This window comes from Thiohalobacter thiocyanaticus (genome assembly GCF_003932505.1).
Classification (GTDB): Bacteria; Pseudomonadota; Gammaproteobacteria; order Thiohalobacterales; family Thiohalobacteraceae; genus Thiohalobacter; species Thiohalobacter thiocyanaticus.
In genome coordinates this window covers 2,561,893-2,585,293 of record NZ_QZMU01000001.1, presented here as the reverse complement: position 1 = coordinate 2,585,293, position 23,401 = coordinate 2,561,893, and the positions used below count along the sequence as shown (strand labels likewise).

Sequence of the window (23,401 nt, the reverse complement as noted above, 5' to 3'; positions counted from 1 at the left end):
CCTACAGGCTCGAGTACTTGCGCCGCAGCCGCTGGCGCACGATTTCCGCCAGCGTGTTGACCACAAAGGTGAACATGAACAACACCAGAGCGGCCAGGAACAGCACCCGGTAGTGGGTACTACCCACCGCCGACTCGGGCATCTCCACGGCGATGTTGGCCGCCAGGGTACGCATGCCCTGGAAGATATTCATGTCCATCACCGGTGTGTTGCCGGTGGCCATGAGCACGATCATGGTCTCGCCCACCGCCCGGCCCATGCCGATCATCACGGCGGAGAAGATACCCGGGCTGGCCGTGAGCAGCACCACCCGCGTGAGCGTCTGCCAGGGGGTTGCGCCCAGCGCCAGCGAGCCCGAAGTCAGATGTTTGGGCACGTTGAAGATGGCATCCTCGGCGATGGAGAAGATGGTCGGAATAACGGCAAAGCCCATGGCCAGACCGACCACGATGGAGTTGCGCTGATCGAAATCCAGGCCCAGTTCCTGTTTCAGCCACAGCCGCATGTCGCCGTCGAACAGCCATACCTCCATCAGCGGGCTGAGGCTGAGCGACAGCCAGCCGATCAGCAGCACCACCGGGATCAGCATTGCCGCCTCCCAGCCGTCGGGGACCCGGGTACGCAGCTGCCAGGGCAGCAGGTGCCACAGCCAGGCGAACAGCAGCACGCCGAAGGGCATCACAATCAGCAGACTGAAGATACCGGGCAGGTGGGTCTCGACATAGGGCGCCAGCCACAGACCGGCCAGAAAGCCCAGGATCACGGTGGGTAACGCCTCCATGATCTCGATGGCCGGTTTGATCGAGCCGCGCATCTTCGGCGCCATGAAATAGGAGGTGTAGATAGCCCCGAGGATGGCCAGGGGGGTGGCGATGAGCATGGCATAGAAGGCGGCCTTGAGCGTGCCGAAGGCCAGCGGCGTCAGGCTGAACTTGGGCTCGTGATCGTTCGAGGCCGAGGACGACTGCCAGATGTAGGCCGGCTCGTCATAGCTCTCGTACCAGACCTTGCCCCACAGCGAGGACCAGGAGATCTCGGGATGCTCGTTGTCGATCTTCCAGAAATGCAGCCGCTGCTGCGTGTCCTCGGCCAGCCAGTAATCGGCTCGCGGCGAGACTGCAACCTTGCGCAGCCCCCCGTCGATGACCTGCCGGCTGAGGATCTGCTTGTGGGCGGTGGTGTGATAGATGCTGAGGCGGCCCTGCGCATCGACCGCGAGCAGTCCCTTGCGTGAATGTTCCGGGGCGATCGCCGTGATCGGGCTGTCGTAGGCGTCGAAGCCGCGGATGCGCTGCAGCCGTTCGTGGTCGCTGTTCTCCTCGCGCACGCTGAACCACTGGCTGATGCCGCCGTCGCTGTAACCGGCCAGCAGGGAGATGCCGCCGGCCAGCAGTTCCAGGCTGGTCAGCTCACTGCCGCCCTCGCTGATGGACAACTGCTCCAGCAGAGCAGGACTTGCCGGATCCCGGATGTCGTACCGGGCCAGTTCGCCACTGCGGGTGGCGGCATAGAGGAAACGCTGGGTCGGATTGACCAGCAGGTAGCGGGGCTGGCTCAGGGTCAGGGGAAGCTGACTGTGGGTGCGGACGATCTCAGTTTCCCCGCCCAGGAAGGACTCCTCCTGACGGATACGGGCGAGCTGCAGCTGCCCCTGGTCCGTCAAACCCACCAGGGTACTGTTCTCCTCGCCGACCTGGACCGCCAGTCGCTGCAGCGTCTCGCCCTCGGCGGCGACTTTCACCGGGTTCGTGCCCAGGGGAAATTTGAGTTCCGGCGTGATCAGGCGCTGATCGTCGGGATAGGTGATGCGGTAATCGTGGCGCACCACCAGCGCGGTGCCATCGGACAGGCCATACGCCACCACTCCGCTGCCCGGCTCACCTACGGCAAAGATGCTCACCTGCACGCCGGCGGGCAGCGGCAGCGGATGCCGCGACACCGGTTCGCCGCTGCGGGTCCGGAAGAACAGCACTTCCTCGTCGGTGAAGCGCACCGCGATCTCGCCCTGTTCCTCCATCGCCAGGTGCAGGGTCTGTCCGCCGCCGGGAAGGGCATAGTCAGTGACCGGCTCGGCCGAGCCGGGCTTGAGCAGGGGCATGACCACATAGAGCAGGTAGAAGAAGATCAGCACCACGGCGATGATCACGCCGACCCCGCCCACCGTGACCCCGTATCGGGCCAGGCCGTCCTTGAACATGCGCCAGGCACGCCGCCGCCGCTGGGTGGCCTCGGGGATGCGCTCGATGACGGACGGCTGGCTGGGAGGGGCATCAGACATGCCGCACAGCCTAGGCCACAAACATGACAAATTTATTACAGAACCGGTGCCGGCGCGGTGGAACATTCGAGCGGGGTTACAGCGCTGCCCGCGGTAAACGGGGCCAGGATGACAATTTTATGACATCCCCCGGCTCCAGGATTACGCCAGCGCGTCGATTCGGCATAATGACAGGCATTGAACGCACCCAGAGTGGATTATGGACACCCCCGATCTCAGCCACCCCGACCTCTACATCAACCGCGAGCTCAGCCTGCTCCAGTTCAACAAGCGGGTGCTCGAACAGGCGCGCGACCCCAACACCCCGCTGCTGGAGCGGCTGAAATTCCTCTGCATCTCCAGCACCAACCTGGACGAATTCTTCGAAATCCGCGTGGCCGGCCTGAAGCAGAAGGTCGAATCCGGCTCGGTCCAGGCCGGCACCGACAACTACAGCCCGGGCGAGATTCTGGCCACCATCAGCCGCGAGGCCCACCAGCTGGTCGAGCAGCAGTACCATGTGCTCAACGAGGAGTTGATCCCGGCCCTGCGCGAGCGCAGCATTCGCTTCGTGCGCCGCACCCACTGGACCGAGGCCCAGGCCGAATGGGTGAAGAACTATTTCAACCGGGAACTGCTGCCGGTGCTGAGCCCGCTGGGTCTGGACCCGGCCCACCCCTTTCCGCGCATCCTCAACAAGAGCCTGAACTTCATCGTCTCGCTGGAAGGCAAGGACGCCTTCGGCCGCTCCAGCGGCGTGGCCATCGTCCAGGCCCCGCGTTCGCTGCCACGACTGATTCCGCTGCCCTCGGACATCGCCGCCGGCGAATACGACTACGTATTCCTGTCCTCCATCATCCACGCCTACGTCGACGAGCTGTTTCCCGGCATGACCGTCACCGGCTGCTACCAGTTCCGGGTAACCCGCAACAGCGACCTGTTCGTGGACGAGGAGGAAATCGACGACCTGATGCGGGCCATGGAGGGCGAACTGCTGGCCCGGCGCTACGGCGACGCCGTGCGCCTGGAGGTGGCCGACAACTGCACCCCGGACATGGCCAACTATCTGCTGCGCCAGTTCGGGCTGAGCGAGGAGGACCTGTATCAGGTCAACGGCCCGGTCAATCTCAACCGGCTGTTCGCCATCGCCGACCTGGTGGAACGTCCGGAGCTCAAGTACCCGCCGTTCAAGCCCGGCCGCAGCGGCATCCTGAATACGGAACAGGGCATCTTCGACACCCTGGCCCACCAGGACATCCTGCTGCACCACCCCTTCGAGTCCTTCGTGCCGGTGGTGGAGTTCCTGCGCCAGGCGGCCACCGATCCCAATGTACTGGCGATCAAGCAGACCCTGTACCGCACCGGGCCCGACTCGGCAGTGGTCGATGCCCTGGTCGAGGCCGCCCGCGCCGGCAAGGAGGTCACCGTGGTGGTGGAGCTGCGGGCCCGCTTCGACGAGGCGGCCAACATCCAGCTGGCCAACCGGCTGCAGGAGGCCGGGGCCCATGTCGTCTACGGCGTGGTCGGCTACAAGACCCACGCCAAGATGATCCTGATCACCCGCCGCGAGGGGCGCGGCCTGCGCCATTACGTGCACCTGGGCACGGGCAACTACCATGCCCGCACCGCGCGCCTGTACACCGACTACGGCCTGCTGTCGGCCGACAAGACCCTGGGCGAGGACATACACCGGGTATTTCAGCAGCTCACCAGCCTGGGCAAGGTCAAGGCCCTGCGCAAGCTGCTGCAGTCGCCCTTCAGTCTGCACAAGGAGCTGCTGCGCAAGATCGAGCGCGAGGCCGAACTGGCCGCGGCCGGCGAGCCGGCGCGCATCATCGCCAAGATGAACGCCCTGATCGAGCCGCAGGTCATCCGCGCCCTGTACCAGGCCTCGCAGGCCGGCGTGAAGATCGACCTGATCGTGCGCGGCATCTGCTGCCTGCGCCCGGGCGTGCCGGGGGTCTCCGACAACATCCAGGTACGCTCCATCGTCGGCCGCTTCCTGGAGCACACCCGGGTGTTCTACTTCCGCAACGGCGGCGAGGAGGAGCTGTATCTGTCCAGCGCCGACTGGATGGACCGCAACTTCTACCGCCGGGTGGAGATCGCCTTTCCCATCGAACAGCCGCAGCTGAAAAAGCAGATCATCAAGGAAGGGCTGGAGCTGTACCTGTCCGACAACACCCAGGCCTGGGTACTGCAGCGCGACGGCGAATACAAGCGCCTGCAGCCGACCGGCCGCCAGCGCCCGCGTTCGGTCCAGGCCACGCTGCTGGACAAACGGGCCGAGCCGGCCTGAATGGAGCTCAGGCGGCCTTGCGGCCGATCAGCTCGATGGGATAGCCGTCGGGGTCCTCGACAAAGGCAATGATGGTGGTGCCGGCATTCATGGGGCCGGCCTCGCGCAGGATTTTGCCGCCGCGGTCGCGGATCGCCTCCGCGGCCTGGTAGACGTCATCGACCTCGATGGCGACATGGCCGTAGCCGTCGCCGATATCATAGGAATCCGTGTCCCAGTTGTAGGTCAATTCCAGGACCGTGTTCTCCGACTCGTCGCCGTAGCCGACGAAGGCCAGGGTGAACTTGCCGTCCGGGTAGTCCTTCTGGCGCAGCAGCTGCATGCCCAGCACCTCGGTGTAGAATTTAATCGACCGGTTCAGATCGCCGACCCGCAGCATGGTGTGCAATATCCGCATGGCTGTGCCTCCTGAGAAGATCAAAAGAGAAGAGCGCCACGGAAAACATGGAAAGCACGGACAAAAATGATTTTTTAATGATTGCGATCCGTAGATCGGGTTAGCCCGTGGGGCGTAACCCGACATTGGCGCCGAACCCGTCGGGTTACGCTGCGCTAACCCGACCTACACAAGATTCGAAGTAAACAACATGGAATTTTCCGTGTCTTCCGTGTATTCCGTGGCGCTCTTTTATAATTACCGCCGCCGTCGCGCCGCGATGCGCAGGCGCAGGGCGTTGAGCTTGATGAAGCCCTCGGCGTCCTTCTGGTCGTAGGCGCCGGCGTCGTCCTCGAAGGTGGCGATGGACTCGTCGAACAGGCTGTCCGAGGCGGACTGGCGGCCGACGACAATGACATTGCCCTTGTACAGCTTCAGCCGCACCCTGCCGTTGACGGTCTGCTGCGAGGCGTCGATCATCTCCTGCAGCATCTGCCGCTCCGGGCTCCACCAGTAGCCGTTGTAGATCAGCTCGGCGTAGCGCGGCATCAGTTCGTCCTTCAGGTGCGCAACCTCGCGGTCCAGGGTCAGGGATTCGATGGCACGGTGGGCCTTGAGCAGGATGGTGCCGCCGGGGGTCTCGTAGGCGCCGCGGGATTTCATGCCCACATAGCGGTTCTCGACGATGTCGGCGCGGCCGATGCCGTTCTCCCCGCCGACTCTGTTCAGCTGTTCCATCACCTGGCCGGGTGTGACCGCCTGGCCGTCGATGGCGACCACGTCGCCCTTCTCATAGGTCAGTTCGATGTAGGTGGGTGTATCCGGCGCCTGCTCGGGCGAGACGGTCCAGCGCCACATATCCTCTTCCGGCTCGGCCCAGGGATCCTCCAGGATGCCGCCCTCGTAGGAGATGTGCAACGAGTTGGCGTCCATGGAATAGGGCGATTTCTTGCCCGCCTTGGCGAAGTCCACCGGGATATCGTGCTGCTTCGCGTAGGCCATGAGCTTTTCGCGTGACAGCAGATCCCATTCGCGCCAGGGGGCGATCACCTTCACGTCGGGCTTCAGGGCGTAGGCGCCCAGTTCGAAACGCACCTGATCATTGCCCTTGCCGGTGGCGCCGTGGGCGATGGCATCGGCGCCGGTCTCGTTGGCGATCTCGACCAGGCGTTTGGCGATCAGCGGCCGGGCGATGGAGGTGCCGAGCAGGTATTCGCCCTCATAGATGGTATTGGCGCGGAACATCGGGAACACATAGTCGCGGGCGAATTCCTCGCGCAGGTCCTCGATGTAGATCTCCTTCACACCCATGGCGCGGGCCTTCTCGCGCGCCGGCTCGACCTCCTCGCCCTGGCCGATGTCCGCGGTGAAGGTGACAACTTCACAGTTATAGGTGTCCTCCAGCCACTTGAGAATGACCGAGGTATCCAGACCGCCGGAATAGGCCAGCACGACTTTCTTGATGTCTGACATGTTTAAACCCCAACATTTACCGCAAAGGCGCGCAAAGGCGAAAAAGAAAACATAGTCCTTCGCGCGCCTTTGTGCGACTTGGCGGTTAGATTAAGCCTTTGATTTGACCTTCGCGCTCCGGCGCAGCCGCGACAGCAGCCGCCGGGCCAGTTCGCCGAACAGTTCGGTCTGGGTCGGGTGCGGGTGGATGGCGTTGCCGACCTGCTCCAGGGTCAGCCCGGCGCTGACCATCATCACCGCCTCGCCGATCAGGGTGTCGGTGTGGTCGGCCAGGAAGTGCACGCCGATGATGCGCTGGGTGGCCTTGTCGGCGACCAGCTTGATCAGGCCGTGCTCCTCCCGGTTGATCATCGCCTTGGCGTCGATGTTCATCGGCACCTTGGCCTCGACCGCGTCGATGCCCTTCTCCTTGGCCTGGGCCACCGACAGGCCGACGAAGCCGGCCTCGGGACGGGTGAAGATGACGCCGCAGTCCTTATCCTGATCGTACTTCATATCCTCGCCGAGGATGCTCATGGCGGCCACCCGGCCCTGCTGGGCAGCAGTGTGCGCCAGCATCAGCCCGCCGATGACATCGCCGATGGCGAAGATGTGCGGAACACTGCTGCGGCAGCGGGCGTCGGCCTTGATCACCGGGCCGTCGGTTTCCACCCCGGCCTGATCCAGGTTGAGACCGTCGATCTCGGGCCGCTTGCCGGTGGCCATGATGACATAGTCCGCCTTGAGCTGGTGCGACTTGCCTTCGGCGTCGGAGTACTTCGCGGTCACCGCGCCGGGCTTGCCGCTGATCTTGTCCAGCTTGACCGAGGTATGCACGGTCAGGCGCGGATCGTCGTTGAGCACCTTTGTCAGATGCTTGGCGATCTCGGGTTCGACCTCGGCCAGGATGCGGTCCTGCGCCTCCAGCAGGGTGACCTGGGCGCCGAAGTCCTGGAAGATCTGCGCCATCTCAACGCCGATGGCGCCACCGCCGACCACAACCAGCTTCTTCGGCGGCTTGTCCAGCATCCAGACGGTATCCGAGGTCAGCACCGAACCGGACTCCAGGCCCTCGCGGGCGCCGTCGATGGGCGGCACGAACGGCGGCGCACCGGTGGCGATGACGGCGCAGCCGAAACTGACCGTTTTGGCGTTCTTACCATCACCGGTTTTGGCACGGCTGTGCGGGTCGTCCTGGTTGCCGCCGCTGTCGATGGCAACATGATGCTCGTCGACGAAACGGCCGTAGCCCTGGATGTAATTGATCTTCACGCCCTTGTCGGTCTTGAGCGCCATCTGGCCGCGCGTCTCCAGCACATTGCGCCGGTGCGCCTCCAGGGTCTTCCATTCCAGTTCGGCCTTGTTGGTACCCTTGATGCCGAGATCGGCATCGTGGCCGCGGTCGCGGATGCGGTCGGCCGCCGCGCGCCAGGCCTTGGAGGGGATACAGCCGCGCCACAGGCACTCGCCGCCGGGGAAGGGCGAATCATTGATGAGTGCGACCTTGTGACCGTGACCGGCCAGATCGCGGGCGCAGTCCTCGCCGCCGGGACCGCCGCCGATGACGACGACGTCATAGTCCCAGTCGCCCTCGGGGATGGCCGGGCCGGTCGGACCCATCCAGCTCTCGGGCTGCTCGATCAGTTCCTTCAGATCCTTCAGATACAGGGCCACGTCGGCACCGTTGACCACGCGATGATCGCCGGTGATGGTGAAAGGGCTGCCCTGTTCGCCGTCGGCGGAGATGGCGAGGATGGCGGCGATGCCCGGGGTGGGGATGGCGTCGAAGTGGCTGACACCGAACATGCCCATGTTGGAGACCTGGAAGGTGGAGCCGGAATACTCCTCGGGCTTGAGCCTGCGCTTGCGGGCGCGCTCGACCAGGTCCTGCCAGTCCTCGTTCAAATCCTCCAGCGAGCGCGATTCACAGTTGCGCAGCACCGGCACCACCAGACCGCCCTCGATGGCCACGGCCATGCCGACATCGACATTGGCGCGCTCGACCAGCTGATCCTGCGGCTTGTAGCACCAGTTCATCTTCGGATGGTTCTGCATCGCCTCGGCGCAGGCCCTGGCGATGGCGACCGTGACCGAGACGCCCTTGCCCTTGGCGGCCTTGATCAGGTTGCCCAGTCGGATGTGGCTGGTGACGTGGAAGGTGGGCATGGACAGCGACTCGGTCATGGTCCGGCTGATGGCCGCTTCCAGCTTGTTCATCTTGCGGCCCTCGCCGGGGACATCCACCTGCGGGAAGCCGCCGGGGGCGGCGGCGCCGGCCGGTTTGGCATTGGCGACATCGGCGGCCACCACCACGCCACCGGGGCCGGTGCCGGGGACGGTGTTCAGATCCACGCCCTGCTGGCCGGCGACCTTGCGGGCAAAGGGTGTCGCGCCGCGACCCTGCGGCCGCGGTGCCGGGGTGCCGCCCGGCACGGAGGCCGGCGTGGCCGGTCGCGCGGCAGCAGACGGCACGGATGCGGCGGTTTCCGTCTTTTCAGCCGACTTCGCGGCCGCGGCGGGTGCGGCCTCCCCGGTCACCACCTGGCCGGATTCGGCCACCAGATAGGCCAGCGGACCGCCCACCGGCACGGTGCTGTCCACCGGCGCGATGGGGCCGGAGAGAAAGCCCTCCTTGAACACCTCGACGTCCATGATGGCCTTGTCGGTCTCAACCTGGGCCACCACTGTGCCGCGCTCGATCCGGTCTCCGGGCTGCTTCTCCCAGCTCACCACCACGCCTTCGGTCATGGTGTCGGAGAGCTGCGGCATCTTGATGGTATGCAGGGCGCCTTCCGGTTCGTGACTGCCGGCGGATGCTTCCGCTGCGGCCGGCTCCGCTGCAGCAGCGGATTCCTCCGGCGCCGCCGCTTCCCCGCCGCCGGTTTCGGCGGCTGCCGGCGCGGCGGGCGCTTCGGCCTCGCCTTCCTGCACCTCCTCTTCCGAGGCAACGATATAGGCAATGGCCTCACCCACCGGCACGGTGCTGTCGACCGGGGCGATGGGGCCGGACAGGTATCCCTCGCGGAACACTTCCACATCCATGATGGCCTTGTCGGTCTCCACCGTGGCGACGATGTCGCCGCGGCTGATCTTGTCGCCGATGTTCTTCTCCCAGCTCACAATCACGCCCTCGGTCATGGTGTCCGAGAGCTGGGGCATCTTGATTACGTAGGGGTCTGCCATGGGGATAGCATCCTGATTTGTATTTGAACCGCCAAGGCGCCAGGGACGCCAGGACAATCTGGTCGTATCAGATGCACCGGCTTCCATTGAAGCTCCGATGCGGCGTCAAGGCCGGCATCCTTTACAACCAGGCATTATCTTTTTTTGGCGTACTTGGCGCCTTGGCGGTTAACTAAAGATTCACTTCCCGAACATCTTCCGCACGGCCGCCACTACATCGTCGGCCTTCGGAATCGCTGCCCGCTCCAGGGTGTGATTGTAGGGCATGGGCACGTTGGCCGCGGAAACGCGCACCGGCGCGGCATCCAGTTCGAAGAAGCACTCTTCATTGATAATGGCCATCACCTCGGACCCGACACCGACGGGGGCCTCGGCCTCCTCGACGATCACGGCACGATGGGTCTTGTTCACCGAGGCGCGAATGCCGGCCCGGTCCAGCGGACTGAGGGCGTAGAGATCGACCACCTCGGCCTCGATGCCGTACTGCTGCGACAATGTCTCGGCCGCCTGCAGGCACCAGTGCACGGAGATGTTGTAGCCGAACAGGGTGACGTCCTTCCCTTCACGCGCCACCTCGGAACCCTCCAGTGGATGGAAATATTCCTCGTCCGGCACCTCGCCCTTGAAGTTGTACATCAGCTCATGCTCGTTGATATAAACCGGATCGTTGCAGCGCACCGCCGATTTGAGCAGGCCATAGGCCTGGCGCGGGTTGCTGGGCGTGACCACCCGCAGCCCGGCTATACCCATGAACACCTTCTCCATGCGCGCCGAGTGCTGGGCGCCCAGCTGGTGCGCGACGCCGCCGGGCGAGCGCACCACCACCGGGGCCTCGAGCTGGCCGCCGGACATGTAGCGTACCTTGGCCGCGGAGTTGAACAGCTGGTCCAGCGCCAGCCAGGCGAAGTTGACCGACATGATCTCGATGATCGGCCGCAAGCCCAGGAAGGAGGCACCGATGCCGAGACCGGTGTAGCCATTCTCCGAAATCGGAGTATCGATGACGCGCTCGGCGCCGTACTTGTCATACAGGCCCTGGGTGGCCTTGTAGGTGCCGCCGGCCATGCCGATGTCCTCGCCCATGCAGATCACGAGCGGGTCGTTGGCCATCTCCTCGTCGTGGGCGCGACGGAGCGCTTCCCAGTACATCAGTTCTGCCATCAGTTCTTACCTCCGCGCACCCAGGGGTCATTCTCGGCCAGGACGTATTTCTCCAGCTCCTCCACCTTGGGTTCAGGCGAGCTCTCGGCGTAGGCGATGATATCGTCCTCGATCTGGTCCAGGATCTCGGTATCCATCGCCTTGTAGTCGTCCTTGGTGATCTCGCCGGCCTCGATCAGCCGGTCGCGCAGCATGATGATGGGATCACGCTTGCTCCACATCTTCTCCTCGTCCTTGGAGCGGTAGGCGTTGGAGTCGGACATGGAGTGGCCGCGGTAACGGTAGGTCAGCAGTTCCAGGAAGTACGGGCCCTTGCCGGAGCGCACATGTTTGACCGCCTTCTGGGCGGCCTTGAACACGACCTCGATATCCTGGCCGTCGATCTGGTCCGAGGGGATGCCGTAGGCGCTGACGCGCTTGTACTGCTCGACCACGGCGGTGGAACGGTCGATGCGGGTACCGATGCCATAGAGGTTGTTCTCGCATACGTACAGCACCGGCAGCTCCCACAGGGCGGCCATGTTCAGCGACTCATGGAAGGTACCCTGGTTGTTGGCGGCATCGCCCAGGAAGCAGATGGCGATGTCGTCGTCGCCCTTCATCTTGATGGCCTTGGCCATGCCGGCGGCCAGCGGGAAGGGACCGCCAACCAGGGCATAGCCGCCCATGAAGTGGTGCTCGACATCGAATATATGCATGGAGCCGCCGCGGCCCCGGCTGGAACCGGTCTCCTTGCCGTAGAGTTCCGCCATGATCGCCTTGGGATCGGCACCGCAGCGAATGGCATGGACATGATCCCGGTAACCGGTGATGACATAATCCCGGCCCGGCCGCGCAGCTTCCATCACACCGAAGGCGCAGGCCTCCTGGCCCGGGTACAGATGCAGGAAGCCGCCGATCTTGCGTTCGACGTAGGCCTCGTAGCAGCGTTCTTCAAAGCGCCGCGCAAAAAGCATTTCGCGCAGTAGCCGTTTCTTGTCCGCGACGTTCATGAAACTCCCTTGGATCTCACGCTGGGGAATGGATACCCTGAGCACGCCAAAATCACGGCGCATCAGCTGAATTCGGGGCGCGCAGGGAACACGCGCCGGGACCCTCACGGGATACCCGAATCAAAACAAGCGCGATATGATCTGTGTTTTATCCCGTCAGGTCAAGGCAGGACGGCCGGTTCACATCACACTATTGAACGAAAAAACCCAGCCAAAACAAGGCCCGAACCATCACCGGGCGCGCGTCGGGCCGACCCGGCCCGCGACCTAACCGGAGCCATTTTATGCAACTTACCCTCACCCGCCCCGACGACTGGCACCTGCACCTGCGCGATGGTCCGGTGCTGGCCGACGTGGTCCCGCACAGCGCCCGCCAGTGCGCCCGGGCCATCATCATGCCCAATCTCAAGCCGCCGGTGACCCGCACGGAGCAGGCGCTGGCCTATCGTGAACGCATCCTGGCCGCGGTGCCTGCGGGCGTGGAATTCACCCCGCTGATGACCCTGTATCTGACCGACACCCTGAGTCCGGAGGAGATCCGCACGGCGGCGGCCAGCGGCCATGTGCATGCGGTCAAGCTCTACCCGGCCGGCGCCACGACCCATTCCGATGCCGGCGTGACCGATCTGCACAGGACCTGGCCCGCCCTGGAAGCGATGGCCGAGGCCGGCCTGCCGCTGCTGGTCCACGGTGAGGTGACCGAACCGGACATCGACATCTTCGATCGCGAGGCGGTGTTCATCGAACGCCACCTGGAACCGCTGCACCGGCGCCTGCCCGAACTCAAACTGGTGCTGGAGCACATCACCACCCGTCAGGGTATCGAGTTCGTGCAGGGGGCCGGTCCGAACGTGGCCGGCACCCTGACCGTCCATCACCTGCTCTACAACCGCAACGCCATGCTGGTCGGCGGCATCCGTCCGCACTACTACTGCCTGCCGGTGCTCAAGCGCGAGACGCACCGCGAGGCACTGATCGCGGCCGCCACCAGCGGCAGTCCGAAATTCTTTCTCGGCACCGACAGTGCCCCGCACCCGCAGCATGCCAAGGAAAGCGCCTGCGGCTGCGCCGGGCTCTATACCGCCCATGCCGCCATCGAACTCTACGCCGAGGCCTTCGAACAGGCCGGGGCGCTGGACCGGCTGGAGGGTTTCGCCAGCCACTTCGGGGCGGATTTCTATGGTCTGCCGCGCAACCGGGACACCGTCACCCTGGTCCGGGAGCCCTGGACGGTGCCCGAGAGCTATCCGCTGGGTAAGGAGAAGGTCATCCCGCTGCGCGCGGGCAAGGAGATCGCCTGGCGATTGCAATTGTAGGATGGGTGAAGGCGCGCAGCGCCGTAACCCAGCACCGTGCCACGAGGCGATGGGTTGCGCTTCGCTTCACCCATCCTACGCCTCACTCCTCACGCTCCACTTCATACCCCGCCTCGCGCAGCAGTGCGATGATGCCCTCCTCGCCTGGCAGGTGCAGCGCCCCGACCGCGATGAAGGCCCCGCCCTGGCGCAGGACCGGCTGCAGCCGCGCGGCCATGCGGTGATTGCGTTCAGTGACGAAGCGGCGGTTGAAACGCTCGACCAGTGCCGGATCGATATCGCCCATCATCCGGTCGCTGAACGCCGCCAGCGCCTCCAGATCCCCGCTCAGATACACCCGGCGCATGTCCTCGAACCAGGCCTCGAAACGGTCCCGGTTGTCGAGGGTATCGCGCAGAATACTGACCTGATCGGCCATCGGCATGCTGTCGAAGACACCGATCTGCTCGGCAGCCGTCTCCAGGCCTGCAACGGGCTTGTCCGCCGCCAGCGCCTGCTGATACAGACGCATATCCAGAAACAGCCCGCTGCGCGAGCGGGGCAGCATCAGGGTGGAGAAGATCATCCAGGGCTTGTAGCGGCGCAGGACCGGCTCGGGAATGCCGTAGTCCGCCATGGCCTCCACCGTCTCCCGGTACAGGTTCGGCGGCAGCACTGACTTCAGATCCCGGCCCGGTTCGAACAGGCCGGCCTGGACGGTGGTAAGTATCGCCGTCTCGTCCAGGACCATCTCCAGCACCAGTTGTTCGGAACGGGCAAAGGCATGCTCGACCGCCGCCGGCAGCCGGATCACCTCGGGATGCTCCGAGTGCATGGTCCCGAACAGGTAGCTCGGCTCAACGCCCTCGGCGCTGATGCGCCACAGCCTCCCCTGCGCCTCGGCCCAGACCGGACTCAGCCATGCCAGCGCCAGCAACAGCCAGAGCAGTGCCGCACCCCGCACTGGCGCGGCCCCTGTAGTGGCTTTCATTATCCGCATCATTCTCCCCTTTCCGCAGGAATCGTCCCTGCCGGTCATGATCGCAAATCCGCCCGGCATTGGGTATGCTGGCAGCATGTCAGACCCCGCCCCCGTCTCCCCCATGTCGCGACGTTTCCGCGGCTTCCTGCCCGTGGTCGTGGATGTGGAAACCGCCGGTTTCAACGCGCGCAAGGACGCCCTGCTGGAAATCGCCGCCGTCACCCTGGAACTGGACGCGAGCGGGCACATGTCACGCAGGGAGACGCACGCGGTCCATGTCGAGCCCTTCGCGGGCGCCAATCTCGACCCGCGGGCGCTGGCCTTCACCGGCATCGACCCCTATCACCCCTTCCGCTTCGCCAAGCCGGAAAAGGAGGCGCTGGCGCAGGTGTTCAAACCCATCCGTCAGCAGATCAGGGACACCGGCTGCACCCGCGCCATCCTGGTCGGCCACAATCCCTCCTTCGACCTGGCCTTCATGAAGGCCGCCGCCGAGCGCTGCAACCTCAAGCGCAACCCCTTCCATCTGTTCAGCACCTTCGATACCGCCACCCTGGCCGGTCTGGCCTATGGCCAGACCGTGCTGGCCCGCGCCGTGCAGGCCGCCGGCTTCCCCTGGGACGAGGGCGAGGCCCATTCGGCCGTCTACGACGCCGAGCGCACCGCCGACCTGTTCTGCGCCATCGTCAACCAGTGGCGCGACTTCTGCGGCAGCGGCTTTCCAGCGGAGATGGACTGGAACAATGTCCAGGACAGCGGCACTCAGCCGATCAATACCCGGGAGGAACCTGAATAGTCACAGCAGTGGGACTATAGCCACGGATTAACACGAATAAAGACCAAAGAATGCATTCTCATTGCGATGCCCAGACCCAAAGGGTGGGGTGCCCATAATGAAACCCGAAGGGGTTCTATGCGTGCACAGCGCCGCGGCAACCTCCAACCGTTTGAGCCAGCATTACGAGATTGCCGCGCTACGCTCGCAATGACGAAACCCGTTGTTTACATTCATTCGTGACTGACATGGATGCTATTGATCCATCCGTGTTCATCCATATCCATAGAACCACACGCCCAAAAGAAAAGGCGGGCAGCCTGAGCCACCCGCCTCGCGGCAACCGGTAACGTCCGATTTACTGGATGATAGTGAAACCCGGCGTACCCGGCAGCCGCGGCAGGCTCTGCTCGGGGAACTCGCCGGTCAGGGCGCCGAGGAAGGCGACGATGTCCTCGACCTGCTGCTCGCTCAGTTCCTGGTTGAGCTGGGTTTTCGCCATCACGCGCACCGCCTCGTCCAGGGTCTTCACTGATCCGTTATGGAAATAGGGCGCCGTGAGCGCCACGTTGCGCAGGGTCGGAACCTTCCACATGTATTCATCCGCGGCCTTGCCGGTGGCCTCGGCGCGGCCCTGATCAGCCATGAAGTCATAGCGCTCCACATAGGGATTGTCCGTGAACAGCGGGAACTTCATGAACAGGCCGCCGCCGTCGCGGGCCAGATCGGCGCCGTTGAAGGCCGGACCGCTGTGGCAGGACACGCAGCCGGCCTGCTTGAACGCCTCCATCCCGCGCAGTTGCTGCGCGGTCAGGGCTTCCCGATCGCCCTTCACATAGCGGTCGTAGGGGCTGTTCGGCGTGATCAGGGTACGCTCATAGGCGGCGATGGCCCGGGCCATGTTGTCCTCGCTGACCGAATCCGGGCCGAAGGCCTGGGTGAACATGGGCTCATAACCCGGGATGGCACGGATCGCCTCGATGGCGGTATCCAGATCCTTCATGGCCATCTCGACCGGGTTGGTCACCGGGCCCTTGGCCTGCTCCTCCAGGTCGGCGGCACGGCCATCCCAGAACTGGGAGGCGTTGAAGGCCGAATTCCAGACCGTGGGGGCATTGCGGTTGCCGGTCTTGCCGTGCACGCCCATGGAGACGTCCCGGTTGTCATCGCCGCCCAGCATGACATTGTGGCAGGAGTTGCAGGACACGGTCCCGGTGGAGGACAGGCGCGGATCGAAATACAGAGTCTTGCCCAGCTCGATCTTTGCCGCGCTCATGGGATTGTCTGCCGGCACCGGCGCCTGCTCCGGCAGGGCCTGCCACTCGGCCTGCCCCAGGGTAGGAAGGCCCGCGAGAGAACTGGCTATAACGATATAACCAAATGATTTTGCTTTCATTACCCACTCCTTTACAACATAAATAATTAAGCATTTTCTTATATAGAATTAGTCTAAATTAACCCTATGAACTTTGCAACTGTCTGGTCCGGCTTGTCACATCGGCGCCAGTCGGTACACTGGCGCATACCGATTGGTATGAAACCTTGCAGGGAGCTCCAGATGCCCGATGCCCCGGAAAAGACCCAGCAGATCCTGCAGGCCCACGCCGGTCTGATCCACCGGGTGGTACAGGCCTGCCAGAACCGCGACCTGCGCCCCGAAGTCAATGAACTGCTGCGTCAGGCCGAGCAGAACGAGTGGTACGACCTGGTGGGCGCGATCCGTCGCATCCTCAAGGGCGAGCGCAGCCTCACAGCCTTCCGCGGGCTGGACGAGGAGGACCGTGCCATTGTCGAGGCCATCCTGCGCGGCCTGCAGAACCCGCAGACCCTGCCCGACCTGAATGCCCAGTTCGATGCCAACCTGGCCGCCCCGGGCCTGGCCTCACTGATCCATGCCGCCCGCACCGGTGATCACCAGGCCCTGCACACCATTGCCGCCATGGCCCACCAGATGCTGCAGGCCGGCGGCGACATGGCCCGGCTCGCCGGCCTGATCCGGCCGCTGGTGCTGGGCGAGCGGGATCCGAACAAGCTGTGCGAGGGACTGGGCGAGAACAGCGAGAAGCTGGTGCAGGACATCCTGGCGGAGCTGAGGAAGCTCGAGACGCATTGAATTACGCCTGCGGGAATTCCACCTCGACGCGGAAACCGCCCAGTTCGGCGGATTCCCCGAAGCGCATGGACCCGCCATAGAGTTCCACCACGTCCGCGGCAATGGCCAGCCCCAGGCCATGCCCGGCCACGCCCTGCTCATCGGCACGTACGCCGCGCTCGTGCAGGTGCGCGCGGCGTTCCGGCTCCACACCCGGGCCGTCGTCCTCGATCCGTATCCGCAGTCGCCCGTCCTGCTGCACGGCCCGCACCCTGACCCGGCCGCGCGCCCACTTGCAGGCGTTGTCCAGCAGGTTGCCGAACAGCTCCATCAGGTCCTGTTCATCGGCCTGCAGTGCCAGGGTGGCGGGAACATCGCACTCGATCCGCAGCGCCTTGTCGGCATAGACCTGCCGCACCACCCCGGTCAAACCGTCGAATACCGGCCGCAGGGCCAGCCGCGCGGCGCTGTCGGAACGCCCGGCCAGGCGGGCGCGGCGCAGTTCCCGTTCCATCAGCGCCCGGATCTGATCCAGCTGCTGCTGCAGGCGCTCGCGGGTCTGCGGATCGGCATCCTGGGGCAGATGATCCAGCTCCTGCTGCAGCCGCGTCAGCGGGGTCTTCAGGGCATGCGCCAGATTGCCCAGGGCATTGCGCGAGCGCGCCAGCCGCCCCTGCAGTACCTCCAGCAGGCGGTTGATCTGCTGGACCAGCGGATGCAGTTCGCGCGGCACCGCCTCACCCAGCCGCGCCAGTTCGCCCTGTTGCAGCCGTTCCAGTTCGCGGCAGGTGTGCGCCACCGGGGCGAAACCCTGGCGCAATGCGCGACGCTGATAGCCCAGCAATCCGATCAGTACCGCCAGCCCCAGCAGACCATAGATCACCTGCAGCCGGCGGACATTGTCGCGAATGGGGGTCAGATCCTCGGCCACGGCCAGCAGCAGGTCCCGATCCTGTTTGATGTAGCGGCGCACCCGCACCAGCAGCAACTGTTCCTCCGGCCCGGTCTGGCGCAGGACCCGCGTCTCCCCCACCGCCAGCGCCGGCAGCCTCAGCGCCTGGTCCCATAACGAGCGCGAACGCAGCACCTCCTGGCCCGATTCGACCTGGTAATAGTGACCGGAGAAGACCCGGTCGTAGATGGGACTGACGCGCCCGGGACGCAGCCGCAGATCTCCGTCGCCCGCGGGATGCGTGAGGGCCACCAGCAGACCCTGGGCGTCATGCTCCAGCCGCGTGCCGATATAGTGTTCCGTCAGCAGCCGGAAGCTGTAGCTGGCCCCCAGACCGAACAGGATATAGACCAGCAGCAGGGCCAGGCCCAGCCGCAGGTTGATGTGCTGCTGGATGGATTGCATGATTCAGTCAGCGGGAAAGCAGTAACCCTGGCCGCGCCGGGTTTCGATGACATCCGCGCCGAGCTTGCTGCGCAGGCGGCGCACATAGACCTCGATCACATTGCTGTCCTTGTCCGAGTCGTAATCGTAGACATGCTCCGTCAGCTCGGTCTTGGACAGAATATGGCCGGGGTGCAGCATGAAATAGCGCAGCAGCCGGAATTCGGTGCCGGTGAGTTCGTGGCTGTGGCCATCGGATGTGCGCACCGTCTGGGTCGGCTCGTCCAGGGTCAGGCCGCCGGCACTCAACTCGGCCGCGGCCCGGCCGCTGGCCCGGCGCAGCAGCGCTGCCAGGCGCGCCTGCAGTTCCTCGACATGAAACGGCTTGCCCAGGTAGTCGTCCGCCCCGGCCTGGAAACCCTCGACCTTCTCGTGCCAGGCATCGCGCGCGGTGAGGATCAGCACCGGCGTGGTCATGCCCTGGGCACGCCAGTGACGCAGTACCTCCAGGCCGCTGCGCCCGGGCAGGCCCAGGTCGAGCACCACCGCGTCATAGGGCTCTTCCCGCCCCAGATGCTCGGCGTCGATACCATTGTCACTGTGATCGACGGCATAGCCGGCCGCCTTCAGGTCCTGCCTGAGGCGGCCGGCCAGGGCGCTGTCGTCCTCGACCAGCAGCAGACGCATTAGGGCCTGTTAACACTAATCTCATCGCCTCTGCTGGGGCTGATTTTTCGTCCAGCAAGGCAGAATGAGCGATGTGTAGTCACTCTACATGAGCGAATGATAACGCCGCTGGGCGGGAAATCAGCCCCAGCCCTGCGGGTTGCGCTTGAAAAAGCGCCACTCGTCGTTGCTCGTCGCTTATTTGGAATCACCAAACTGCGCTCCTCGCGCCTCGATTGGCGCTTTTTCAGGCACAACAGAGACGATGAGATTAGTGTTAACAGGCCCTACCTTCAACATGATATTGGCGGGTTCAGTCGTCCTCGAACTCCGGCAGGTGTTCACCGGTCCGGGCATCATAATACAGCTTGTATACCCGGCCGTCGTCGCGCAGCAGTTCCAGTTCATAGACCCAGATATCGTCCTCGCGCTCCAGTTCCACCTCCAGCAGCTGACCTGTCTGCTCGCCAACCGCACGCTCGACAATGGACTGCAACGGCAGGATCTCCCCCTGCCGCACCAGCTCCCTGACCTCGCCATGGTCATCGGCCTGCGCCGGGCCGACACCGGCCAGCAACAGCGTAAGGCAGGAGGCAATCAGCGTCTGTTTAGCAATGTTTCTCATAACGTACTCCTTGTGCGTTTCATACATTGAACAATCAACACTTCCGTGTTTTCCGTGCCTTCCGTAGCGCTCCTGGAACTATTCCGGCTGCGCCGGCTTGCGTCCGGTCACCATCGACCGCACCAGGTTCTCGCCATGCAGCAGGCTCTCGACGATCACGCCGGCCACGTGCACCGCGACCAGGAACAGGGTGAAGTTGGCGAAGAACTCGTGCACCTCCTCGAACAGGTGCCCGGTACTCTCACTGACGCCGGCGAGCATACCCGCCAGCGGCCCCGCCCCCTCCTCGGCCGCATAGACGGCCAGACCGAAGCCGGTGGTGGCCAGCAGACTGACCAGCAGCAGCACAATCATCAGGCCGCCGGCCGGGTTGTGGCCCAGGTAGCGCCGGGGGTGCAGGGTCAGGACTTCCTTGACATAGACCAGCACCTCACGCGGCCGCCTCACGAAGTCGACGAAGCGCGCATGGCGGGTGCCGATCAGACCCCACAGCAGCCGGAAGGCCACCAGCCCGAGCACGGTGTAGCCGGCCAGGGTGTGCAGATCCAGCCAGTCATCCTCGGTCAGGTAGGCGGTGAAAAAGGCCAGGACCAGGGTCCAGTGGAATACCCGGACCAGCGGGTCCCAGACCCTGACGGTATCGGTTTGCATGATTCAGCCCTCCTGTTTCAGTGGGGCCCATTGTGGCGGGGCCGGCTGAAACCAGGCTGAAAATCGGGGGGGGATTACAAGAACGTTCAACGCAAAGACTCGGAGGCGCAGAGGTCGCAAAGATATTCCAAGAAATCCCGTTCGATTCACTCATTCCTGTCATTGTGAGCGAAGCCCGGCAATCTCCAACTGACTGATTGCGCAGCAGGAGATTGCCGCGTCACTTCGTTCCTCGCAATGACGGGAATCAAATCAGCACAATAGCTCTGTGCCTTCGCGCCACTGCGTTGAAAAAGACGCGGTCAGGGAACCTGCAGGCGTCAGGCGACCTGGACGGGGATGGTGTGACCGGTGCGGATGATACGGTTGTCGGCGTCGAGGTAGATCAGGGTGGGCTTGAAACCAGCGGCCTCGGCCGTGTCCAGGATGGCGTAGGTGCAGATGATCACCCGGTCGCCCGGGGCGGCCTTGTGGGCGGCGGCGCCATTGACGGAAATGATGCCGGAACCCTCCTGGGCACGGATGGCATAAGTGATGAAGCGCTCGCCGTTGGCCAGGTTGTAGATCTGGATCTGCTCGTACTCGCGGATGCCCGCCGCCTCCAGCAGGGCACCGTCGATGGCGCACGAACCCTCGTACTCGAGTTCGGAATGCGTCACTCGGGCCTGGTGCAGCTTGGATTTGAGCAGGGTCAGATGCATGGGAATCTGGAACAGGATTCGTGGGGAGACGAATTATCGCCCATCCTCCCGGATGGCGCAATCGGCCTCAGGGGCCGGCCGTTCCCGGCCTGACCCGCAGATTATCGATCAGCCGCGCCCGGCCCAGCCAGGCAGCGGCCAGCAGCACCAGCTCCGGCTCCTCCGGACCGGGCACGCTCAGGTCAGCTGCCCGCCGGATGCTGACATAATCGGGGCGGAAGCCGGCCAGTTCGAGTTGCTTCACCCCCGTCTGCTCGAGTGCGGGATAGTCGCGATCACCTGCAAGCAGGGCCGCGGCCAGGCGTTCCAGGCTGTGGTACAGTTGCGGGGCGACCTGGCGCTCGGCCGTCGTGAGATAGGCGTTGCGCGAGCTCATGGCCAGACCGTCGGGCTCACGCCGCGTGGGCGCGCCCTCGATGTCGATCGGCAGGCTGAGGTCGCGCACCAGCCGCCGGATGACGATCAGCTGCTGATAGTCCTTCTCCCCGAACACCGCGAGATCCGGCTGGACCATATTGAACAGCTTGGTCACCACCGTCGCCACGCCGGTGAAAAAGCCCGGACGGAACCGGCCGCAGAGGATATCACTGATCTGCGGCACCTCGACCCGGGTCATCTCCGCCAGCGGCAGTGGGTAGATCTGCTCCACCGGCGGCGCAAACAGCAGATCGGCCCCGGACGCTTCCAGCTGCGCGCGGTCCGCCTCCAGGGTGCGCGGATAGCTGTCGTAGTCCTCGTCGGGCCCGAACTGCATGGGGTTGACGAACACGCTGACCACCACCCGGTCGCCTGCCGCCCGGGCCTGCCCGACCAGCGACAGGTGCCCGGCGTGCAGATTGCCCATGGTGGGCACGAAACCTATGCGCTCGCCGGCTGCGCGCCAGGCGCGGACCTGTTCCCGCAGTGTTTCGACAGTGTTGACCGTTTTCATGGCAAATAAGAAACCGAAAAAACCTCAACGCAGAGGCGCGAAGGCGCAGAGATCGCAAGGATACTTAAAAGTTTCTCTGATAAATCACAGGTTGGGCAGAGCACAGCGAAGCCCAACCTACAGGCAGGATTCGCGTTGCGGTCTGTGTGTCTTCGCGCCTTTGCGTTGAAACTGGATTCAATTGAAACTCTCCGCCCCGGACGGGAATTCGCCCACCTTCACTGCCTGTACAAAGGCCCTGACTGCCGCCTCCACGGAACCGGCGCCCTGCAGGAAGTCGCGGCTGAATCTGGGTCGCCTGCCCGGTGTGATGCCGAGCAGATCGTAGAGCACCAGCACCTGGCCGTCACAGTGCACGCCGGCGCCGATGCCGATGACGGGGATGCCGACCGCTTCGGTGATACGCCGGGCCAGTTCGGTGGGCACGGCCTCCAGTACCAGCAGTCCGGCACCGGCGGTCTCCAGCGCCAGGGCCTCGTCCTGTATCCGCTGCGCGGCCTCCGGCTCGCGCCCCTGCACCCTGTAGCCGCCCGGCTCGCGCACCGATTGCGGCAGCAGGCCCAGGTGGCCGCACACCGGGATGCCGGTCGCGGCCAGGGCATGAACCGCCTCCAGCCGCGCGGCGGAGCCACCCTCGAGCTTGACCATCATGGCCCCGCCCTCCCCCACCAGCCGGCGTGCGTTGGCCAGAGCGGAGGCCGGGTCGTCATAGCTCCGGTAGGGCATGTCCACGACGCGGTAGGCCGCGTGGCAACCGCGGGCCACGCAGGCGGCATGATAGACCATGTGCTCGACCGTCACCGGCCGGGTGGTGAGTCATGGCCCTGCACCACCATGCCGAGGGAGTCGCCGACCAGGGCGATGTCCACGCCGGCAACGTCCAGCCAGTGGGCGAAGCTGGCGTCATAGGCGGTCAGGCTGGCGATCTTCTCGCCGGCGTGCTTCATGGCCTGCAGCTGTTCCAGGGTGCGTGTACTCACAGGCTCACCGGCATGGGATTGAAATAGTGCCGGCCGCGCCGGACCCGGTGCACCTGCTCCAGCAGGGCCTGGTAGTCCTCGTCGCTGTTGACCAGGTCGATGTGCTCGGCGTTGACGATCAGCAGGGGCGCGGCCTCGTAGTCATAGAAGAAGCGCATGTAGCCCTCGGACAGGCGCTCCAGATAGGCGGCGTCGATGTTGCGCTCGTGCGTCCGGGCGCGCTTGTGGATGCGCTTGAGCAGCACATCCACCGGCGCCTGCAGGTAGATCACCAGGTCGGGTCTGGGCGCGTCCAGCGTCAGGTGCGAGTAGACCTGCTCGTAGAGCCGGTACTCCTGCTCGTCCAGGGTCAGCTGGGCGAACAGCCGGTCCTTCTCGATCAGGAAGTCCGCCACCCGCACCGGCTGGAACATGTCCGCCTGGCGCAGCGCCTGCATCTGCTGGGCCCGCTGCAGCAGGAAGAACAGCTGGGTCGACAGCGCGCCTTCCCTCGGGTTGCGGTAGAAACGCTCCAGAAAGGGGTTGTCGTCGGCGCCTTCCAGCAGCAGATCACAGCCGAAACTCTCGGCGAGTCGCTGGGCCAGGCTGGTCTTGCCGACCCCGATCGGCCCTTCCACCACGATGTAATCCGGTCGTTGTTCCTGCAT

Annotated in this window: 19 protein-coding genes and 1 pseudogene; 4 read left to right on the top strand and 16 right to left on the bottom strand. The window is 64.6% G+C overall.

The features are described 5' to 3' along the window. Position 1: 1 nt before the first annotated feature. A complete protein-coding gene (locus D6C00_RS12170) occupies positions 2-2,287 on the bottom strand; it encodes an ABC transporter permease subunit (protein WP_125182457.1) in 2,286 nt (761 codons plus the stop codon). Positions 2,288-2,477: 190 nt separating this feature from the next. On the opposite strand from D6C00_RS12170, the gene ppk1 reads away from it, so the two are divergent. Beyond that, positions 2,478-4,556 (top strand): polyphosphate kinase 1, encoded by a 2,079-nt coding sequence (gene ppk1 / locus D6C00_RS12165; protein WP_125181953.1) that lies wholly within the window; start codon positions 2,478-2,480, stop codon positions 4,554-4,556. Positions 4,557-4,563: 7 nt separating this feature from the next. On the opposite strand, the gene gloA is transcribed toward ppk1, so the two are convergent. The 5 genes from gloA to pdhA form a co-directional block, all read right to left on the bottom strand. Further along, positions 4,564-4,953, bottom strand: coding sequence for a lactoylglutathione lyase (gene gloA / locus D6C00_RS12160; RefSeq protein ID WP_125181952.1), 390 nt, complete (start codon positions 4,951-4,953; stop codon positions 4,564-4,566). A 237-nt stretch (positions 4,954-5,190) separates the two neighbouring features. Further along, entirely contained in the window at positions 5,191-6,405 is a 1,215-nt protein-coding gene (locus D6C00_RS12155; protein ID WP_125181951.1) for an argininosuccinate synthase, read from the bottom strand. Between the two features lie 90 nt (positions 6,406-6,495). Then, complete coding sequence (locus tag D6C00_RS12150; RefSeq protein WP_125181950.1) at positions 6,496-9,567, bottom strand: FAD-dependent oxidoreductase; 3,072 nt, start codon at positions 9,565-9,567, stop codon at positions 6,496-6,498. 180 nt (positions 9,568-9,747) lie between these two features. After that, complete coding sequence (locus D6C00_RS12145; RefSeq protein WP_125181949.1) at positions 9,748-10,728, bottom strand: alpha-ketoacid dehydrogenase subunit beta; 981 nt, start codon at positions 10,726-10,728, stop codon at positions 9,748-9,750. Further along, complete coding sequence (pdhA, locus tag D6C00_RS12140) at positions 10,728-11,720, bottom strand: pyruvate dehydrogenase (acetyl-transferring) E1 component subunit alpha (protein ID WP_125181948.1); 993 nt, start codon at positions 11,718-11,720, stop codon at positions 10,728-10,730. The genes D6C00_RS12145 and pdhA overlap by 1 nt, the downstream gene beginning before the upstream one ends. A 284-nt stretch (positions 11,721-12,004) precedes the next feature. On the opposite strand from pdhA, the gene pyrC reads away from it, so the two are divergent. Then, complete coding sequence (pyrC, locus tag D6C00_RS12135; protein WP_125181947.1) at positions 12,005-13,036, top strand: dihydroorotase; 1,032 nt, start codon at positions 12,005-12,007, stop codon at positions 13,034-13,036. A gap of 82 nt (positions 13,037-13,118) precedes the next feature. Here the strand turns inward: pyrC and D6C00_RS12130 are convergent, their stop codons facing one another. Next, on the bottom strand, positions 13,119-14,006 hold the full coding sequence (locus D6C00_RS12130; RefSeq protein WP_158675406.1) for a TraB/GumN family protein: 888 nt from the start codon (positions 14,004-14,006) through the stop codon (positions 13,119-13,121). An 85-nt stretch (positions 14,007-14,091) separates the two neighbouring features. Here D6C00_RS12130 and rnt point away from each other — a divergent pair, with 85 nt between their 5' ends. Further along, a complete protein-coding gene (gene rnt, locus D6C00_RS12125; RefSeq protein WP_125181945.1) occupies positions 14,092-14,793 on the top strand; it encodes a ribonuclease T in 702 nt (233 codons plus the stop codon). A gap of 337 nt (positions 14,794-15,130) precedes the next feature. Here the strand turns inward: rnt and D6C00_RS12120 are convergent, their stop codons facing one another. Further along, positions 15,131-16,168, bottom strand: coding sequence for a cytochrome-c peroxidase (locus D6C00_RS12120; RefSeq protein WP_125181944.1), 1,038 nt, complete (start codon positions 16,166-16,168; stop codon positions 15,131-15,133). Positions 16,169-16,330: 162 nt separating this feature from the next. On the opposite strand from D6C00_RS12120, the gene D6C00_RS12115 reads away from it, so the two are divergent. Beyond that, positions 16,331-16,885, top strand: coding sequence for a hypothetical protein (locus tag D6C00_RS12115; RefSeq protein WP_125181943.1), 555 nt, complete (start codon positions 16,331-16,333; stop codon positions 16,883-16,885). 1 nt (position 16,886) lies between these two features. On the opposite strand, the gene D6C00_RS16475 is transcribed toward D6C00_RS12115, so the two are convergent. The 8 genes and pseudogenes from D6C00_RS16475 to D6C00_RS12075 all read right to left on the bottom strand — a co-directional run bounded on the left by D6C00_RS16475 (position 16,887) and on the right by D6C00_RS12075 (position 23,401). Beyond that, positions 16,887-18,221 (bottom strand): ATP-binding protein, encoded by a 1,335-nt coding sequence (locus D6C00_RS16475; protein ID WP_125181942.1) that lies wholly within the window; start codon positions 18,219-18,221, stop codon positions 16,887-16,889. 3 nt (positions 18,222-18,224) lie between these two features. Continuing rightward, positions 18,225-18,887 (bottom strand): response regulator transcription factor, encoded by a 663-nt coding sequence (locus tag D6C00_RS12105; protein WP_125181941.1) that lies wholly within the window; start codon positions 18,885-18,887, stop codon positions 18,225-18,227. 292 nt (positions 18,888-19,179) lie between these two features. Beyond that, positions 19,180-19,491 carry a PepSY domain-containing protein gene (locus tag D6C00_RS12100; protein ID WP_158675405.1) on the bottom strand — a complete coding sequence of 104 codons (312 nt, stop codon included), beginning with the start codon at positions 19,489-19,491 and terminating at the stop codon, positions 19,180-19,182. 78 nt (positions 19,492-19,569) lie between these two features. After that, positions 19,570-20,142: a cytochrome b/b6 domain-containing protein gene (locus D6C00_RS12095; RefSeq protein WP_125181939.1), complete on the bottom strand. Its 573-nt coding sequence runs from the start codon at positions 20,140-20,142 to the stop codon at positions 19,570-19,572. Between the two features lie 320 nt (positions 20,143-20,462). Then, positions 20,463-20,843, bottom strand: coding sequence for an aspartate 1-decarboxylase (gene panD / locus D6C00_RS12090; protein WP_125181938.1), 381 nt, complete (start codon positions 20,841-20,843; stop codon positions 20,463-20,465). A 67-nt stretch (positions 20,844-20,910) separates the two neighbouring features. Beyond that, on the bottom strand, positions 20,911-21,774 hold the full coding sequence (panC, locus tag D6C00_RS12085) for a pantoate--beta-alanine ligase (protein ID WP_125181937.1): 864 nt from the start codon (positions 21,772-21,774) through the stop codon (positions 20,911-20,913). 177 nt (positions 21,775-21,951) lie between these two features. After that, positions 21,952-22,721: pseudogene (gene panB / locus D6C00_RS12080) on the bottom strand (3-methyl-2-oxobutanoate hydroxymethyltransferase). A 29-nt stretch (positions 22,722-22,750) separates the two neighbouring features. Continuing rightward, positions 22,751-23,401 (bottom strand): deoxynucleoside kinase, encoded by a 651-nt coding sequence (locus D6C00_RS12075; RefSeq protein ID WP_125181936.1) that lies wholly within the window; start codon positions 23,399-23,401, stop codon positions 22,751-22,753.

Coding starts and splice junctions, on each gene's coding strand:
- panC (WP_125181937.1), bottom strand. CDS start 21,774: ATGAAAACGGTCAACACTGTCGAAACACTGCGGGAACAGGTCCGCGCC.
- ppk1 (WP_125181953.1), top strand. CDS start 2,478: ATGGACACCCCCGATCTCAGCCACCCCGACCTCTACATCAACCGCGAG.
- D6C00_RS16475 (WP_125181942.1), bottom strand. CDS start 18,221: ATGCAATCCATCCAGCAGCACATCAACCTGCGGCTGGGCCTGGCCCTG.
- D6C00_RS12155 (WP_125181951.1), bottom strand. CDS start 6,405: ATGTCAGACATCAAGAAAGTCGTGCTGGCCTATTCCGGCGGTCTGGAT.
- D6C00_RS12120 (WP_125181944.1), bottom strand. CDS start 16,168: ATGAAAGCAAAATCATTTGGTTATATCGTTATAGCCAGTTCTCTCGCG.
- rnt (WP_125181945.1), top strand. CDS start 14,092: ATGTCAGACCCCGCCCCCGTCTCCCCCATGTCGCGACGTTTCCGCGGC.
- D6C00_RS12075 (WP_125181936.1), bottom strand. CDS start 23,401: ATGCAGGAACAACGACCGGATTACATCGTGGTGGAAGGGCCGATCGGG.
- D6C00_RS12145 (WP_125181949.1), bottom strand. CDS start 10,728: ATGGCAGAACTGATGTACTGGGAAGCGCTCCGTCGCGCCCACGACGAG.
- D6C00_RS12100 (WP_158675405.1), bottom strand. CDS start 19,491: ATGAGAAACATTGCTAAACAGACGCTGATTGCCTCCTGCCTTACGCTG.
- D6C00_RS12115 (WP_125181943.1), top strand. CDS start 16,331: ATGCCCGATGCCCCGGAAAAGACCCAGCAGATCCTGCAGGCCCACGCC.
- D6C00_RS12095 (WP_125181939.1), bottom strand. CDS start 20,142: ATGCAAACCGATACCGTCAGGGTCTGGGACCCGCTGGTCCGGGTATTC.
- D6C00_RS12105 (WP_125181941.1), bottom strand. CDS start 18,887: ATGCGTCTGCTGCTGGTCGAGGACGACAGCGCCCTGGCCGGCCGCCTC.
- pyrC (WP_125181947.1), top strand. CDS start 12,005: ATGCAACTTACCCTCACCCGCCCCGACGACTGGCACCTGCACCTGCGC.
- gloA (WP_125181952.1), bottom strand. CDS start 4,953: ATGCGGATATTGCACACCATGCTGCGGGTCGGCGATCTGAACCGGTCG.
- panD (WP_125181938.1), bottom strand. CDS start 20,843: ATGCATCTGACCCTGCTCAAATCCAAGCTGCACCAGGCCCGAGTGACG.
- pdhA (WP_125181948.1), bottom strand. CDS start 11,720: ATGAACGTCGCGGACAAGAAACGGCTACTGCGCGAAATGCTTTTTGCG.
- D6C00_RS12150 (WP_125181950.1), bottom strand. CDS start 9,567: ATGGCAGACCCCTACGTAATCAAGATGCCCCAGCTCTCGGACACCATG.
- D6C00_RS12130 (WP_158675406.1), bottom strand. CDS start 14,006: ATGAAAGCCACTACAGGGGCCGCGCCAGTGCGGGGTGCGGCACTGCTC.